Origin of the sequence: Citrobacter sp. Cf118, assembly GCF_030334095.1 — a bacterium.
Taxonomy (GTDB): Bacteria; Pseudomonadota; Gammaproteobacteria; order Enterobacterales; family Enterobacteriaceae; genus Citrobacter; species Citrobacter freundii.
The window spans coordinates 18744-34842 of the sequence record NZ_JAOWES010000069.1 but is presented as its reverse complement, the minus strand read 5'-3'; the positions used below and the strand labels follow the sequence as shown (position 1 = coordinate 34842).

Here is a 16099-nt window from a genome sequence, read left to right as displayed (position 1 = left end):
GCTAGCGCTGCCGGGCTCGTAGACAGAGACAATCACGATTCACTGCACGTTTCAGGAACCATCGCCCATGACACAGACGTTAAGCCAGCTTGAAAACAGCGGCGCTTTCATTGAACGCCACATCGGACCGGACGCCGCGCAGCAGCAAGAGATGCTGAATGCGGTTGGCGCCGAGTCGTTAAACGCGCTGATCGGCCAGATTGTGCCGAAAGACATTCAGCTCGCAACCCCGCCGCAGGTGGGCGAGGCGGCGACCGAATACGCTGCGCTGGCTGAATTAAAAGCCATCGCTGGGCGTAACAAGCGCTTCACGTCCTACATTGGCATGGGCTACACCGCCGTGCAGTTGCCACCGGTTATCCTGCGCAACATGCTGGAAAACCCGGGCTGGTACACTGCATATACGCCGTATCAGCCAGAAGTTTCTCAGGGGCGCCTGGAAGCGCTGCTCAACTTCCAACAGGTCACACTGGATCTGACCGGTCTGGACATGGCCTCCGCCTCTCTGCTAGATGAAGCCACCGCAGCGGCTGAAGCGATGGCGATGGCAAAACGCGTCAGCAAACTGAAAAACGCCAACCGCTTCTTCGTTGCGGCTGATGTTCATCCGCAAACGCTGGACGTCGTGCGTACTCGTGCACAAACCTTTGGTTTTGAGGTGATTGTTGATGACGCGGCGAAAGCACTGGATCACCAGGATGTGTTTGGCGTGCTGTTGCAGCAGGTTGGCACCACCGGTGAAGTGCATGACTACAGCAAACTGATTACCGAGCTGAAATCCCGTAAAGTTGTGGTCAGTGTCGCTGCCGACTTTATGGCGCTGGTACTGCTGACTGCTCCGGGCAAACAGGGCGCGGATATCGTTTTCGGTTCTGCACAACGCTTCGGCGTACCGATGGGTTACGGTGGCCCACACGCGGCATTCTTCGCCGCTAAAGACGAATTCAAACGCTCCATGCCAGGCCGTATTATCGGCGTCTCCAAAGATGCGGCGGGCAATACCGCACTGCGCATGGCGATGCAGACTCGTGAGCAGCATATCCGCCGCGAGAAAGCGAACTCCAACATTTGTACCTCGCAGGTCCTGCTGGCCAACATCGCCAGTCTGTATGCTGTTTATCATGGTCCAGTTGGCCTGAAACGCATTGCTAATCGCATCCACCGCCTGACTGATATCCTGGCAGCCGGTCTGCAACAGAAAGGATTGAAGCTGCGTCATGCGCACTACTTCGACACCCTGTGCGTTGAAGTAGCCGATAAGGCCGCAGTGCTGGCGCGTGCCGAAGCGGCAGAAATCAACCTGCGTAGCGATATCCATAACGCGGTAGGTATTACGCTCGATGAAACCACCACCCGTGAAAACGTGGTGCAGTTGTTCAATGTACTGCTGGGCGACAGTCACGCTCTGAACATCGATACGCTGGATAAAGACGTGGCGCTCGACAGCCGTTCTATTCAGGAAAGCATGCTGCGTGACGATGCGATCCTCAGCCATCCGGTGTTCAACCGCTATCACAGTGAAACCGAGATGATGCGCTACATGCACTCACTGGAGCGTAAAGATCTGGCGCTGAATCAGGCAATGATCCCGCTGGGTTCCTGCACCATGAAGCTCAACGCCGCTGCCGAGATGATCCCTATCACCTGGCCTGAATTCGCTGAGCTGCATCCGTTCTGCCCGCCAGAGCAGGCTGAAGGTTATCACCAGATGATCGGCCAGCTTTCCGAGTGGTTGGTTAAACTGACCGGTTATGATGCCGTCTGCATGCAGCCGAACTCCGGTGCGCAGGGCGAGTATGCGGGTCTGCTGGCGATTCGTCATTATCACGAAAGCCGTAACGAAGGTCATCGCGATATCTGCTTGATCCCGGCTTCTGCCCACGGTACCAACCCGGCATCTGCACAGATGGCGGGTATGCAGGTAGTGGTGGTCGCCTGTGATAAGAACGGCAACATCGACCTGGACGATCTGCGAGCAAAAGCAGAACAACATGCCGACAACCTTTCTTGCATCATGGTGACATACCCATCCACCCACGGCGTTTATGAAGAAACGATCCGTGAAGTGTGCGACGTTGTGCACCAGTTCGGCGGCCAGGTTTACCTTGATGGCGCTAACATGAACGCTCAGGTTGGGATCACCACGCCGGGCTTTATTGGCGCAGATGTCTCGCACCTCAACCTGCATAAAACATTCTGCATTCCGCACGGCGGCGGCGGCCCAGGTATGGGACCGATCGGCGTGAAATCACATCTGGCGCCGTTTGTACCGGGCCACAGCGTAGTGCAGATTGAAGGGATGCTGACCCGTCAGGGCGCAGTTTCTGCGGCGCCGTTCGGTAGCGCATCCATTCTGCCAATCAGCTGGATGTACATCCGTATGATGGGCGCAGAAGGTCTGAAGCAGGCAAGCCAGGTGGCGATTCTTAACGCTAACTACATTGCCAGCCGTCTGAAAGATGCTTATCCGGTACTGTATACCGGTCGCGATGGTCGCGTGGCGCATGAATGTATTCTCGACATTCGTCCACTGAAAGAAGAGACCGGCATCAGCGAACTGGATATTGCCAAGCGCCTAATCGATTACGGTTTCCATGCGCCGACTATGTCATTCCCGGTCGCGGGTACCCTGATGGTTGAACCGACTGAATCTGAAAGCAAAGTGGAACTGGATCGCTTTATCAATGCGATGCTGGCAATCCGCTCTGAGATCGATCGCGTGAAAGCCGGTGAATGGTCACTGGAAGATAACCCGCTGGTTAACTCACCGCACACGCAAAACGAGCTGGTCGCGGAGTGGAATCACGGTTATAGCCGCGAAATCGCCGTCTTCCCGGCGGGTGTGGCGAACAAATACTGGCCAACCGTGAAACGCCTTGATGACGTTTACGGTGACCGTAACCTGTTCTGCTCCTGTGTACCGATGAGCGAATATCAGTAATCTGCTGATTCAACTATCTTTTAAAGGCGCTTCGGCGCCTTTATTTTTTGGGAGAAACGTTATGGCTATAGCATTGGTGACGGGCGGCAGTCGTGGCATTGGTCGAGCAACCGCGCTGCAACTGGCGCAAGAGGGTTACACGGTCGCCGTGAATTTTCATCACAATATTCGTGCGGCAACCGAGGTGGTGAACAGCATCGTCGCTGCAGGCGGTAAAGCATTTGCTTTGCGTGCGGATATCAGTGATGAAAGCCAGGTGGTGGCAATGTTTGAGTCTATTGACCGTGAAGGCGAGCAACTGACTGCCCTGGTGAATAATGCCGGGATCTTGTTTGAGCAAAGCACGGTCGAAAACTTAACCGCCGAACGAATTAATCGCGTACTGGCAACCAACGTTACCGGCTATTTTCTGTGCTGTCGGGAAGCGGTAAAGCGCATGTCGTTCAAGCACGGCGGTCAGGGTGGCGCGATTGTAAATGTCTCTTCGGCGGCATCGCGGCTTGGTGCGCCATTCGAATATGTTGATTACGCGGCCTCGAAAGGTGCTGTGGACACGCTCACCACCGGCCTGGCGCTGGAGGTTGCGGCGCAAGGGATCCGCGTAAACTGCGTGCGACCAGGTCTTATCTACACTGAAATGCACGCATCAGGCGGCGAGCCGGGAAGGGTCGATCGCGTGAAATCACTGTTGCCTATGCAGCGTGGCGGGCAGCCGGAAGAAGTCGCGCAGGCAATTACCTGGCTGTTGAGCGAGAAGGCATCTTACGTAACGGGCAGTTTTCTTGAACTGGCGGGCGGGAAGTAGGGACTTGATTGCCGGATAGCGCTGCGTTTATCCAGCCTACGGGAGTATAACCTGTAGGCTGGACAAGGCGTTTACGCCGCCATCCGGCAAAAATTACAGATTCTCGCCGTTGCTGGCAATCACCTCTTTGTACCAGTCAAAACTCTTCTTTCGTGAACGCGACATATCGCCGGTGCCGTCGTCATGTTTGTTCACGTAGATAAAGCCGTAACGTTTGCTGTACTGACCGGTGGTAAACGATACGCAGTCGATGCAGCCCCATGGCGTGTAGCCCATCAGGTCTACGCCATCATAGGTCACCGCTTTCATCATTTCTTCGATGTGGGCGCGCAGATAGTCGATGCGATAGTCGTCGTTGATGCTGCCGTCTTCTTCTACTTTGTCATAAGCGCCAAACCCGTTTTCAACGATAAACAGCGGCTTCTGGTAGCGTTCATACAGCTCACATAAGGCATAGCGTAGACCGACGGGGTCAATCTGCCAGCCCCAGTCGGAGGCTTTTACGTGCGGGTTCGGTACGCTGCCCTCAAAACCAGAAATGGCATCGCCGCTGCCGCCTTCCGCTTTTACCGCGTTGGTCATGTAGTAACTGAATCCGAGATAGTCACAGGTGCCTTCACGCAGGATTTGCTCATCGCCGGCCTCCATTCGGATGTTGAATTCGCGGCGTTCCCACTCGTTCAGTACATATGATGGATAGTAGCCGCGCAGCTGAACGTCAGTGAAAACGTAGCGCTCACGCATCGATTCCTGCGCGAACATCACATCTTCAGGCTTACAGGAGAACGGGTACAGTGGCACCATCGCCAGCATGCAGCCTACTTTCATTTCCGGGTTGATGCGACGTGCCGCCTTTACCGCCAGCGCGCTGGCCACGAACTGGTGATGCAGCACCTGGTACATAGTCTCTTCAGGGTTTTCATGCTCGGTATACACCTCGCCGGAGCAGCAATAGCCAAACAGCGGCGCGCGCCAGTTACGCTGGTTGTTGATCTCATTGAAGGTCATCCAGTATTTGACCTTGTGCTTATAGCGCTCAAAAACGACTTCAGCAAAACGGACAAAGAAATCGACGACTTTACGATTGGTCCAGCTACCGTACTGTTGAACCAGGTGCAGCGGCATTTCAAAGTGGGAAAGGGTGATGACTGGTTCAATGTTGTACTTCAGCAGTTCATCGAACATGTCGTCGTAGAACTTTAGCCCTTCTTCATTCGGTTGGATTTCGTCCCCTTTGGGGAAGATACGGGTCCAGGCGATGGAGGTACGGAAGCATTTGAACCCCATCTCGGCAAACAGCTTGATGTCTTCTTTGTAATGACTGTAAAAATCGACAGCTTCGTGGTTGGGGTAGTACTTACCGGGCTCAACTTCCTGAGTGATTTCTCGCGGAACACCGTGTGCCCCTCCGGTCAGTACGTCGCAAATGCTGGGGCCTTTGCCACCTTTGTTCCAGCCGCCTTCAACCTGGTGCGCCGCAACCGCGCCGCCCCATAAAAAATCGTTTGGTAAGGTAAGTTTTTTCATCTGCGCTCAGTCTCAAATTAATACAATCTGATTTTGAGTCTAACAAAGGAAAGATAAATGTCACGATATAACAAAATAGCGTAAATGTGATTTGTTACATCAAAAAAACAGATTGTTTTTTACGCTATTCTTTTCGCCAGCTTGCGACCGAGTGATTCCAGAATATAAATAACGGGGATCTGCGTGGTTATATCGTATACCCCGGCAATACGTGTTTGTGGAACATGCCAGGAGAGGTTAAAGTCGGCGAGTTTCGCCAGGCGAGAGTGTTCATGGCTGGTGACCGACAGAACCTTACAGTTGTGCAGACTGAACTGGCTGGCAAAGCGCAGGATCTCTTCTGTTTCACCAGATACGGAAAGCACGATCGCCAGCGCGTTTCTGGCCATGTCGTTAGTTACCGGGAAATAAGGATCGTCAATGTGATTACTGAATTTACCGACGTTTGAGAAAAAACGTGCGCCATATTTTGCCAGCGCTCCAGACGTTCCTGCTCCGACGAATATAATACGTTCGGACGATAATATAATATCAACAGCCTGATCGAGCAGTTTATCGAACTCGTCGTTATTGACGCCTTTAAAGAAACTGATAATTTCGCTGGCACCGAAATTAGCCTGTTGCGGTTCATTCTGCTCTAAATATAATTTGAAGCGCACGCGAAATTCTGAGTAACCTTCACATTTAAGCTTGCGGCAAAAGCGCAGTACGGTGGTAGTGGAAACACCCACGGCATCGGCCAGCTCGCGAATGGTCATGTACATGACTTTGTCACGGTTTTTGATGACATAGTTGTAGACCAGCATCTCAAGATTGTTGAGACTGGCGATGGCAGCGTGGGAGAACATACTCACAATGGCAAAACTCACTCATCAGACTTCATCTACAGGGAATAATAACATGCAGCCAAATGACATCACTTTTTTTCAGCGTTTCCAGGATGACATTCTGGCCGGACGCAAGACCATCACCATTCGTGACGAGTCCGAATCACACTTCAAAGCCGGGGACATTTTACGGGTTGGGCGCTTCGAAGATGACGGTTACTTCTGCACGATTGAGGTTGTTGGCACCTCAACCGTCACGCTGGATACGCTAACGGATAAACATGCCCAGCAGGAAAACATGACGCTTGAAGAACTTAAACATGTGATTGCCGAGATTTACCCGAATCAGACGCAATTTTATGTGATTGATTTTAAATGCCTTTGATTTAAAGAAACATCTGTTAGTTGAAAAATCACTTACAACACAATGATTTTAAAGGATTAATATTAATGTGATATTTATTTTAGCTAACAGGTGTTCACTGGAACCATTCTCAGTTACGCTAGAGGCGCAATAACGAAAGTGTTCGTTTCTGGGGAGTAACTTATGGTTCAGAAGCCATTAATCGCGCAGGGATATTCGTTGGCAGAGGAAATAGCCAATAGCATCAGTCACGGTATCGGGCTGGTGTTTGGGATTGTCGGACTGGTGTTATTACTGGTCCAGGCAGTAGATACCAACGCCAGCGCTATGGCCATTACCAGCTATAGCCTGTACGGCGGCAGCATGATCCTGCTGTTCCTCGCCTCAACCTTGTATCACGCGATCCCCCATCAGAGAGCGAAAGTCTGGCTGAAAAAATTTGACCACTGTGCGATTTATCTGCTGATTGCCGGGACCTACACGCCATTTCTGCTGGTGGGGCTTGATTCGCCGCTGGCACGTGGACTGATGATTGTTATCTGGAGCCTGGCGCTGATCGGTATTTTATTCAAACTGACCATTGCGCACCGATTTAAGGTTCTGTCGCTGGTAACCTACCTGACAATGGGCTGGCTATCGCTGATTGTGGTGTATCAACTGGCGGTTAAGTTGGCAGCGGGAGGCGTGACGTTGCTGGCTGTTGGCGGTGTGGTGTATTCCCTGGGCGTAATTTTCTACGTCTGTAAGCGTATTCCTTATAACCATGCGATCTGGCACGGCTTTGTGCTGGGCGGCAGCGTTTGCCACTTCCTGGCGATCTATCTGTACGTTGGTCAGGCGTAATCACTGACGCCGGATGGAGGCTAGCGCCTTATCCGGCCTACAAAACAAAAGCCAGCATGCCTGATAGACGCATCGCAATCAGGCATTATTCATTTACTCTTCCAGCGAATACGGCAGCGGTACGATTTGCAGCGTTTTTGCGTCGTCACGAACGCGGAACACGCTGTCGGCCTCCATGTCGTTATTCATCACAACTTGCACCAGTACCTGACCATCGGCCAGTTTTACTGCGGCAAGTACGGTACCGGTACGACGCCAGTTCTCGCCCATTTTTAATTCAAGGTCTTCGCCAGCTTCCGGTACTCGACCGGCGGCACCCGCCAAAGTCCACATGGCGCGTTTATTGGCTCCGCGGAATTTTGCACGAGCAACCATTTCCTGACCGGTGTAGCAGCCTTTTTTAAAGCTGATCCCGCCCAAAGCCTGCAGATTGGTAGCCTGTGGAATAAACTGTGCACTGTTGGCTGTATCAATAACGGGGATACCCGCTTCGATATCCAGCGCCAGCCACTGCTGGCTGTTATTTAACTCTGCTTCGCCACGCAGCTTTTCAACCAAGGTTTCTGCTGTGGTGGCATCAACGATTAGCAGAAAACGTTCAGCAGGGTGTTCGAACCACAATACCGTGGAGGCACCTTCGGTAATGGCCTGCTTATCACTGTTCGGTAATTCGCTAAAGAGATTGGCCAGCGCTGCACGTGCCTGGAATCCCGCAACGCCCAGCAGGACACGCTCGTCATCCGGGGCAATCGCCACCTTCGAGAAGACCGCGTATTTTTTCAGCTCGGTGAGCTGCGCATCACGCAGGCTACGGCGCTCAAGCCATGCAAAACCGTCACCCTGTCGGAACAGACGCAGGTTGCTCCACATTTTACCTTTGGCGTCACAATGTGCAGCTAACAGGTGCTGATGCTCGGTCATCTGGCTGACATCCGCCGTGACCTGACCCTGAATATACTTCTCACTGTCGACACCGGTGATGGTGGCGAGCGCCCAGTCATCGAGCGTCATTAGCGTCAGAGGCAAACGCGTTGACGCGAAAGGCTGGCGAGGAGGAAAAGATGTAAAAGCCATAATAATGTCCTGATTTGCTTAACGCAGTGATAATGACTAATGGTAAAAGAGCTATGGCCCATTGCAAGCGGTTTAAACAGGCTATTTGTGCCATATATTGCGCTTTGCGAGGAAACATCAAAAAATGGTGAATCCTTTGGCTTAATAAGGTTTTATTTAGCGAGCGAGCTTCAGTTTACTGATATTCCCGTAAAAGAGCGGGAAAAACACGTTACAATAGCGGGATACTTCGTTTTCGCGAGACAGGGAGAAGAACATGGATATTAACAACAAAGCACGTATTCATTGGGCATGCCGCCGCGGTATGCGCGAGCTGGACATCTCGATCATGCCGTTTTTCGAATATGAATATGACAGCTTAAGTGACGAAGAAAAGCGTATCTTTATCCGTCTGCTAGAATGTGATGATCCAGATTTATTTAACTGGTTGATGAATCATGGGAAACCAGCTGATGCTGAGCTGGAGCAGATGGTGCGACTTATCCAGACACGGAATCGGGAACGTGGTCCAGTGGCAATCTGATTTACGCGTATCATGGCGCGCGCAGTGGCTTTCACTGCTAATTCATGGGCTGGTCGCGGTGTTTATTTTATTGATGCCCTGGCCATTGAGCTACACCCCATTATGGCTGGTTTTGCTCTCTCTGGTGGTATTCGATAGCGTTCGCAGTCAGCGTCGAATCAACGCCTGTCAGGGTGAGATTCGGCTGTTGATGGATGGCCGTCTGCGCTGGCAAGGGCAAGAGTGGTCTATCGTTAGCGCCCCCTGGATGGTTAAAACAGGCATGATGCTGCGTTTGCGCTCTGATGCCGGAAAACGTCAACATTTGTGGCTGGCGGCAGACAGTATGGATGATGCAGAGTGGCGGGATTTACGGCGGTTGATGCTGCAAAAGGCGAAGCAGAAGTAGCACTGACGGTAAGGTTGCGACCTTAGCCGTCAGTCGGCAGAAATTCAGGACCAGTGTTCGGCCATTTCGCCAAGAATTTGCTCGCACCAGGCCTGAATGCGTTCATCGCTGAGATCGTACTGGTTCGTTTCATCCAGCGCCAAACCAACAAACAGCTGTCCATCGGCAATGACGGGTTTATCGCTGGTGAATTCGTAGCCTTCGGTGGGCCAGTAGCCGACAAACTTTACACCTTTGGTGATCAGTTTATCGTGCAACATACCCAGCGCATCCAGGAACCATTCACCGTATCCCAACTGATCGCCCATACCGTAAAGCGCGACAATCTTTCCTTCCAGGTTGAGGTCGTCCAGTTGCTCCCAGACCGCTTCCCAGTCCTCCTGAATTTCACCGAAATCCCAGGTTGGGATGCCCAAAATGAGCACGTCATACTGCTCCATTAGGGTCGGGGAATCGTCTTTGAGGTTGTGCAGTGTCACCAGTTCGGGACCCAGGATATCGCGGATTTTTTCTGCTGCCATTTCGGTGTAGCAGGTGCTGGAACCGTAAAAAAGACCCATGTTCATGACGTAAACATCTCAATTCTGCTGTAGCGTTGCGGGTAGTGTAACAGAATCGCCGCAATCCCGGCACAATGAGGCATAATGCATCAAAAATGAGAGTGGAATAAGGGGCGCGAGTGGAACAGGATCTGGCGCGCATCGAGCAGTTTCTTGATGCCCTGTGGCTGGAACGAAATCTGGCGGAAAACACATTAAGTGCGTATCGTCGCGATCTGACCATGCTTGTGGAATGGTTACATCACCGCGGCGCTTCGCTTGCGACCGCGCAAAGTGATGATCTGCAAGCCTTGCTGGCTGAGCGGATGGATGGAGGGTATAAAGCCACCAGTTCTGCACGTTTGCTCAGTGCGACGCGACGTTTTTTTCAGCATCTGTACCGCGAAAAATATCGCGAAGATGACCCCAGCGCCTCGCTTGCATCACCTAAACTTCCGCAGCGTCTGCCCAAAGATCTCAGCGAAGCGCAGGTAGAACGACTGCTGCAGGCGCCGCTTATCGATCAACCGCTGGAGCTACGCGACAAAGCCATGCTGGAAGTGTTGTATGCAACGGGCCTGCGCGTGTCTGAACTGGTAGGACTGACGATGAGTGACGTCAGCCTGCGTCAGGGCGTGGTACGGGTGATCGGTAAAGGTAACAAAGAGCGCCTTGTCCCGTTGGGTGAGGAGGCAGTGTACTGGCTGGAAACATACCTGGAGCATGGGCGTCCATGGTTGCTCAACGGCGTATCGATTGATGTGCTGTTTCCTAGTCAGCGGGCGCAACAGATGACCCGTCAGACCTTCTGGCATCGTATCAAACACTATGCTGTGTTGGCGGGAATCGACAGCGAAAAGCTGTCACCGCACGTCCTGCGGCACGCATTTGCCACGCATCTGCTCAACCATGGCGCAGATCTGCGCGTGGTGCAGATGCTACTGGGGCATAGCGATCTCTCGACAACGCAAATTTATACTCATGTCGCAACGGAGCGCTTGCGGCAACTACATCAACAGCATCACCCGCGAGCGTGAGTGCTGACAGGATAGGATAGGCTATGAAAAAACGTTTTATGATGTTCACCCTGCTGGCGACGGCGTTTTCCGGCATGGTACATGCAGACGACGCGGCAATTCGCCAGTCATTAGCAAAGCTGGGTGTGCAGAGCACCGAGATTCAACCTGCTCCGGTTGCGGGCATGAAAACCGTACTGACCAATAGCGGCGTGCTGTACGTAACTGAAGACGGTAAACATATTATTCAGGGACCGATGTATGACGTGAGCGGCGCAAGTCCGGTGAACGTCACCAACCAACTGCTGATGAAGCATCTGAACGCGCTGGAAAAAGAGATGATCATCTACAAAGCGCCGCAGGAAAAACACGTCATTACTGTTTTCACCGACATCACTTGTGGTTACTGCCACAAGCTGCATGAAGAGATGAAAGATTACAATGCGTTGGGGATCACCGTACGTTATCTGGCCTTCCCACGTCAGGGGCTGGACAGCCAGGCTGAGCAGGACATGAAGTCTATCTGGTGTGCTAAGGACAAAAACAAAGCCTTTGATGACGCGATGACTGGCAAGGGTGTAAAAGCGGCGACCTGTGATGTGGATATCGCTAACCACTATGCGCTGGGCGTACAGTTTGGCGTCAGCGGTACACCGGCGATTGTGCTGAGCAATGGCTATGTCGTACCTGGTTATCAGGGCCCGAAAGAGATGAAAGAATTCCTCGACGCACATGCAAAACAAACCAGCGGTAAATAATTCGCGTGAAACAACAGATACAACTTCGTCGGCGTGAGGCCGACGAGACCGCCGAGCTACCTGCCGACTTGCCGCCACTGCTGCGCCGTTTATACGCCAGCCGTGGTGTACGTAGCGCGCAGGAGCTTGAGCGTAGCGTGAAAGGCATGCTGCCGTGGCAACATTTGAACGGCGTCGAAAAAGCGGTTGAGATCCTCTACAACGCCTTTCGCGAAGGAACCCGAATCATCGTTGTCGGCGATTTTGATGCTGATGGTGCGACCAGCACGGCGCTAAGCATCCTGGCGATGCGCGCGTTGGGCTGCAGTAACGTTGACTACCTGGTGCCAAATCGTTTTGAAGACGGTTATGGTTTAAGCCCGGAAGTCGTTGATCAGGCCCATGCCCGGGGCGCTCAGCTGATTGTCACCGTAGACAACGGCATCTCGTCTCACGCGGGTGTCGAACATGCCAGAACGTTGGGGATCCCGGTCGTTGTGACCGATCACCACCTGCCAGGGGATACGCTGCCGGGCGCAGAGGCTATCATCAACCCTAACCTGCCCGACTGTGAATTCCCGTCGAAATCGCTGGCTGGCGTTGGTGTGGCCTTCTACTTGATGCTGGCGCTGCGCACGTTTTTGCGTGACAAAGGCTGGTTTGATGAACGCGGCATTGCACCGCCGAACCTGGCGGATTTGCTCGATCTGGTTGCACTTGGCACGGTGGCGGACGTGGTCCCGCTGGATGCCAATAACCGTATTCTGACGTGGCAAGGCTTAAGCCGCATTCGTGCCGGAAAGTGCCGCCCTGGTATTAAAGCGCTGCTGGAGATTTCCAATCGCGACCCCCTAAAGCTGGCAGCCAGTGATTTAGGTTTTGCCCTCGGGCCACGGCTGAATGCGGCGGGCCGTCTGGACGATATGTCCGTTGGTGTGGCGCTGTTGCTGTGCGACAACATTGGCGAAGCGCGTGTGCTGGCCAATGAGCTTGATGCGCTCAACCAGACGCGCAAAGAGATCGAGCAGGGTATGCAGGCCGAAGCACTGACTTTGTGTGAAAAGCTGGAACGCAGTAGCGATACACTACCGGGCGGCCTGGCAATGTATCATCCTGAGTGGCATCAGGGCGTTGTGGGGATTCTGGCATCGCGTATTAAAGAGCGATTCCATCGCCCAGTAATAGCGTTTGCCCCGGCAGGTGACGGTACTCTCAAAGGATCCGGGCGTTCGATTCAGGGGCTGCACATGCGCGATGCGCTGGAGCGCCTGGACACCCTTTATCCGGGCATGATCCTCAAGTTTGGCGGTCACGCCATGGCGGCGGGTTTATCGCTTGAAGAGGCGCAGTTTGAGCGTTTCCAGCAGCGTTTTGGCGAGCTGGTAACCGAGTGGCTGGATCCTGCCTTACTGCAAGGTGAAGTGGTGTCGGATGGCCCACTGAGCGCGGCGGAGATGACCATGGAGATCGCACAAATGCTGCGCGATGCCGGACCGTGGGGGCAAATGTTCCCGGAACCGCTGTTTGACGGGCATTTCCGTTTGCTCCAGCAGCGTCTGGTCGGTGAGCGTCATCTGAAGGTGATGGTCGAGCCCGTGGGCGGTGGTCCGCTGCTGGACGGTATTGCGTTTAATGTCGATACCACCTGCTGGCCGGACAACGGCGTGCGCGAAGTTCAGCTTGCCTACAAACTGGATATTAACGAGTTTCGCGGCAACCGCAGCTTGCAGATTATAATCGACAATATCTGGCCACTTTAGCGTCACTAATCGCTATAAAAAAGGGCGTGGATTAGTTACAATCCCGCTCTTATCACCGCATTTTGACTAGTCCAATAAAAGAAATCAGACAATGTTTGAAATTAATCCGGTAAATAACCGCATTCAGGACCTCACGGAGCGCTCTGACGTTCTTAGGGGGTATCTTTGACTATGATGCCAAGAAAGAGCGTCTGGAAGAAGTAAACGCCGAGCTGGAACAGCCGGACGTGTGGAACGAACCCGAACGCGCTCAGGCGCTGGGCAAAGAGCGTTCCTCCCTTGAGGCCATCGTTGATACGCTCGATCAGATGAGCCAGGGCCTGGAAGATGTCTCCGGCCTGCTGGAACTGGCTGTAGAAGCCGACGACGAAGAAACCTTTAACGAAGCCGTAGCAGAACTCGATACGCTGGAAGATAAGCTGGCCCAGCTGGAATTCCGTCGTATGTTCTCCGGTGAATATGACAGCGCGGATTGCTATCTCGATATTCAGGCAGGTTCTGGCGGTACGGAAGCGCAGGACTGGGCAAGCATGCTGATGCGCATGTATCTGCGTTGGGCTGAAGCGCGCGGCTTTAAGACTGAAATCATTGAAGAGTCTGAAGGTGAAGTAGCGGGTATTAAATCCGTGACCATCAGAATTGCTGGTGAATATGCGTACGGTTGGCTGCGTACTGAAACCGGCGTACACCGCCTGGTACGTAAGAGTCCGTTCGACTCCGGCGGACGTCGCCATACGTCGTTCAGTTCGGCGTTTGTTTATCCGGAAGTTGACGATGATATTGATATCGATATCAACCCGGCGGACCTGCGTATCGACGTTTACCGTGCCTCCGGTGCAGGCGGTCAGCACGTTAACCGTACGGAATCTGCGGTGCGTATTACCCACATCCCGACCGGGATTGTGACGCAGTGTCAGAACGACCGTTCCCAGCACAAGAACAAAGACCAGGCCATGAAGCAGATGAAAGCGAAGCTTTATGAACTGGAAATGCAGAAGAAGAATGCCGAGAAACAGGCGATGGAAGACACCAAGTCAGATATCGGCTGGGGTAGCCAGATTCGTTCTTATGTCCTTGATGACTCCCGCATCAAAGATCTGCGTACCGGGGTTGAAACCCGTAACACGCAGGCGGTGCTGGATGGCAGCCTGGATCAATTTATCGAAGCAAGTTTGAAAGCAGGGTTATGAGGAACCAACATGTCTGAACAACACGTACAGGGCGCTGACGCGGTAGCCGACCTTAACAATGAACTGAAAACGCGCCGTGAGAAGCTGGCGAGCCTGCGTGAGCAGGGGATCCCGTTCCCGAACGATTTCCGTCGCGATCATACCTCAGACCAACTGCATGCTGACTTCGACGCGAAAGAAAACGAAGAGCTGGAAGCGCTGAACATTGAGGTATCCGTTGCTGGCCGTATGATGACCCGTCGTATTATGGGTAAAGCATCATTCGTTACGCTGCAGGACGTTGGCGGCCGTATTCAGCTGTACGTTGCTCGCGATGACCTGCCGGAAGGCGTCTACAACGAGCAGTTCAAAAAATGGGATCTGGGCGATATCCTCGGCGCGAAAGGTAAGTTGTTCAAGACCAAGACCGGTGAGCTGTCTATCCACTGCACCGAACTGCGTCTGCTGACCAAAGCGCTGCGCCCGCTGCCGGACAAATTCCACGGTCTGCAGGATCAGGAAGCACGCTATCGTCAACGTTACCTGGATCTCATCTCTAACGATGAATCCCGCAATACCTTTAAAGTGCGTTCACAGATTATGGCTGGCATCCGTCAGTTCATGGTTGCTCGCGGCTTTATGGAAGTCGAAACCCCGATGATGCAGGTGATCCCAGGCGGTGCGGCAGCGCGTCCGTTTATCACCCATCATAACGCGCTGGATCTGGACATGTACCTGCGTATCGCGCCGGAACTTTACCTCAAGCGCCTGGTGGTTGGCGGCTTCGAACGCGTATTCGAAATTAACCGTAACTTCCGTAACGAAGGCATCTCTGTTCGCCATAACCCAGAGTTCACCATGATGGAACTCTACATGGCTTATGCGGACTACAAAGATCTCATCGAACTGACTGAATCTCTGTTCCGTACGTTGGCGCAGAACGTTCTGGGAACGACTGAAGTGCCTTACGGTGAAGAAGTCTTTGACTTCGGTAAGCCGTTTGAAAAACTGACCATGCGCGAAGCGATTCAGAAATACCGTCCGGAAACCAACATGGCCGATCTGGATAACTTCGACTCTGCAAAAGCGATTGCTGAATCTATCGGCATCAAAGTTGAGAAGAGCTGGGGTCTGGGTCGTATCGTGACCGAGATCTTTGAAGAAGTTGCAGAAGCGCACCTGATTCAACCAACCTTCATTACCGAGTATCCGGCAGAAGTTTCTCCGCTGGCGCGTCGTAATGACGAAAACCCGGAAATCACCGATCGCTTCGAATTCTTCATCGGCGGACGTGAGATCGGTAACGGCTTCAGCGAGCTGAACGATGCCGAAGATCAGGCGCAGCGTTTCCAGGATCAGGTTAACGCCAAAGATGCGGGTGATGACGAAGCGATGTTCTACGACGAAGACTACGTTACCGCTCTGGAACACGGTCTGCCGCCGACTGCGGGTCTGGGCATTGGTATCGACCGTATGGTTATGCTGTTCACCAACAGCCACACCATCCGTGACGTGATCCTGTTCCCGGCGATGCGCCCGGTTAAGTAAGATGTGAAATGCCGGATGGCGGCTGACGCCTTATCCGG

Annotated in this window: 15 protein-coding genes; 11 read left to right on the top strand and 4 right to left on the bottom strand. The window is 53.0% G+C overall.

Annotation, left to right across the window (positions count from 1 at the left end; translation table 11 throughout):
- The first annotated feature begins 67 nt into the window (after window positions 1-67).
- Together gcvP and OGX67_RS07615 are read left to right on the top strand one after the other, a co-directional pair.
- Window positions 68-2941, top strand: coding sequence for an aminomethyl-transferring glycine dehydrogenase (gene gcvP / locus OGX67_RS07620; RefSeq protein WP_204583291.1), 2874 nt, complete (start codon window positions 68-70; stop codon window positions 2939-2941).
- Between the two features lie 61 nt (window positions 2942-3002).
- The gene (locus OGX67_RS07615; protein WP_204583292.1) at window positions 3003-3746 is read left to right on the top strand and encodes an SDR family oxidoreductase; all 744 of its coding nucleotides are present in this window, start codon (window positions 3003-3005) and stop codon (window positions 3744-3746) included.
- A gap of 93 nt (window positions 3747-3839) precedes the next feature.
- On the opposite strand, the gene bglA is transcribed toward OGX67_RS07615, so the two are convergent.
- Both bglA and OGX67_RS07605 read right to left on the bottom strand, forming a co-directional pair.
- On the bottom strand, window positions 3840-5273 hold the full coding sequence (bglA, locus tag OGX67_RS07610; protein WP_286526265.1) for a 6-phospho-beta-glucosidase BglA: 1434 nt from the start codon (window positions 5271-5273) through the stop codon (window positions 3840-3842).
- Window positions 5274-5392: 119 nt separating this feature from the next.
- A complete protein-coding gene (locus OGX67_RS07605; RefSeq protein WP_003838265.1) occupies window positions 5393-6121 on the bottom strand; it encodes a MurR/RpiR family transcriptional regulator in 729 nt (242 codons plus the stop codon).
- A gap of 52 nt (window positions 6122-6173) precedes the next feature.
- Here OGX67_RS07605 and yqfB point away from each other — a divergent pair, with 52 nt between their 5' ends.
- Both yqfB and trhA read left to right on the top strand, forming a co-directional pair.
- On the top strand, window positions 6174-6485 hold the full coding sequence (gene yqfB / locus OGX67_RS07600; protein ID WP_003026949.1) for a N(4)-acetylcytidine aminohydrolase: 312 nt from the start codon (window positions 6174-6176) through the stop codon (window positions 6483-6485).
- A 162-nt stretch (window positions 6486-6647) separates the two neighbouring features.
- Complete coding sequence (gene trhA, locus OGX67_RS07595) at window positions 6648-7307, top strand: PAQR family membrane homeostasis protein TrhA (RefSeq protein ID WP_003026947.1); 660 nt, start codon at window positions 6648-6650, stop codon at window positions 7305-7307.
- Window positions 7308-7400: 93 nt separating this feature from the next.
- Here the strand turns inward: trhA and ygfZ are convergent, their stop codons facing one another.
- Window positions 7401-8381, bottom strand: coding sequence for a tRNA-modifying protein YgfZ (ygfZ, locus tag OGX67_RS07590; protein ID WP_204583293.1), 981 nt, complete (start codon window positions 8379-8381; stop codon window positions 7401-7403).
- A 256-nt stretch (window positions 8382-8637) separates the two neighbouring features.
- Between ygfZ and sdhE the strand changes: the two genes are divergently transcribed.
- Both sdhE and OGX67_RS07580 read left to right on the top strand, forming a co-directional pair.
- Entirely contained in the window at window positions 8638-8904 is a 267-nt protein-coding gene (gene sdhE / locus OGX67_RS07585) for an FAD assembly factor SdhE (RefSeq protein WP_086504552.1), read from the top strand.
- Window positions 8885-9292, top strand: coding sequence for a protein YgfX (locus OGX67_RS07580; RefSeq protein WP_003026936.1), 408 nt, complete (start codon window positions 8885-8887; stop codon window positions 9290-9292). Before sdhE ends, OGX67_RS07580 begins: the two co-directional genes overlap by 20 nt.
- 44 nt (window positions 9293-9336) lie before the next feature.
- Here OGX67_RS07580 and fldB read toward each other — a convergent pair whose 3' ends face one another.
- On the bottom strand, window positions 9337-9858 hold the full coding sequence (gene fldB / locus OGX67_RS07575) for a flavodoxin FldB (RefSeq protein WP_003026933.1): 522 nt from the start codon (window positions 9856-9858) through the stop codon (window positions 9337-9339).
- A gap of 113 nt (window positions 9859-9971) precedes the next feature.
- Here fldB and xerD point away from each other — a divergent pair, with 113 nt between their 5' ends.
- The 5 genes from xerD (at window position 9972) to lysS (ending at window position 16061) form a co-directional block, all read left to right on the top strand.
- On the top strand, window positions 9972-10868 hold the full coding sequence (gene xerD, locus OGX67_RS07570; RefSeq protein WP_003026928.1) for a site-specific tyrosine recombinase XerD: 897 nt from the start codon (window positions 9972-9974) through the stop codon (window positions 10866-10868).
- A gap of 23 nt (window positions 10869-10891) precedes the next feature.
- Window positions 10892-11605 carry a bifunctional protein-disulfide isomerase/oxidoreductase DsbC gene (gene dsbC / locus OGX67_RS07565; protein ID WP_003825520.1) on the top strand — a complete coding sequence of 238 codons (714 nt, stop codon included), beginning with the start codon at window positions 10892-10894 and terminating at the stop codon, window positions 11603-11605.
- Window positions 11606-11610: 5 nt separating this feature from the next.
- Entirely contained in the window at window positions 11611-13344 is a 1734-nt protein-coding gene (gene recJ / locus OGX67_RS07560) for a single-stranded-DNA-specific exonuclease RecJ (protein ID WP_016150943.1), read from the top strand.
- Window positions 13345-13435: 91 nt separating this feature from the next.
- A protein-coding gene (prfB, locus tag OGX67_RS07555; RefSeq protein ID WP_096878465.1) for a peptide chain release factor 2 occupies window positions 13436-14534 on the top strand; the annotation gives its coding sequence in 2 pieces (ribosomal slippage) (window positions 13436-13510 and window positions 13512-14534; 1098 coding nt in all).
- Between the two features lie 9 nt (window positions 14535-14543).
- The gene (gene lysS, locus OGX67_RS07550) at window positions 14544-16061 is read left to right on the top strand and encodes a lysine--tRNA ligase (RefSeq protein WP_003026911.1); all 1518 of its coding nucleotides are present in this window, start codon (window positions 14544-14546) and stop codon (window positions 16059-16061) included.
- Window positions 16062-16099 lie beyond the last annotated feature (38 nt).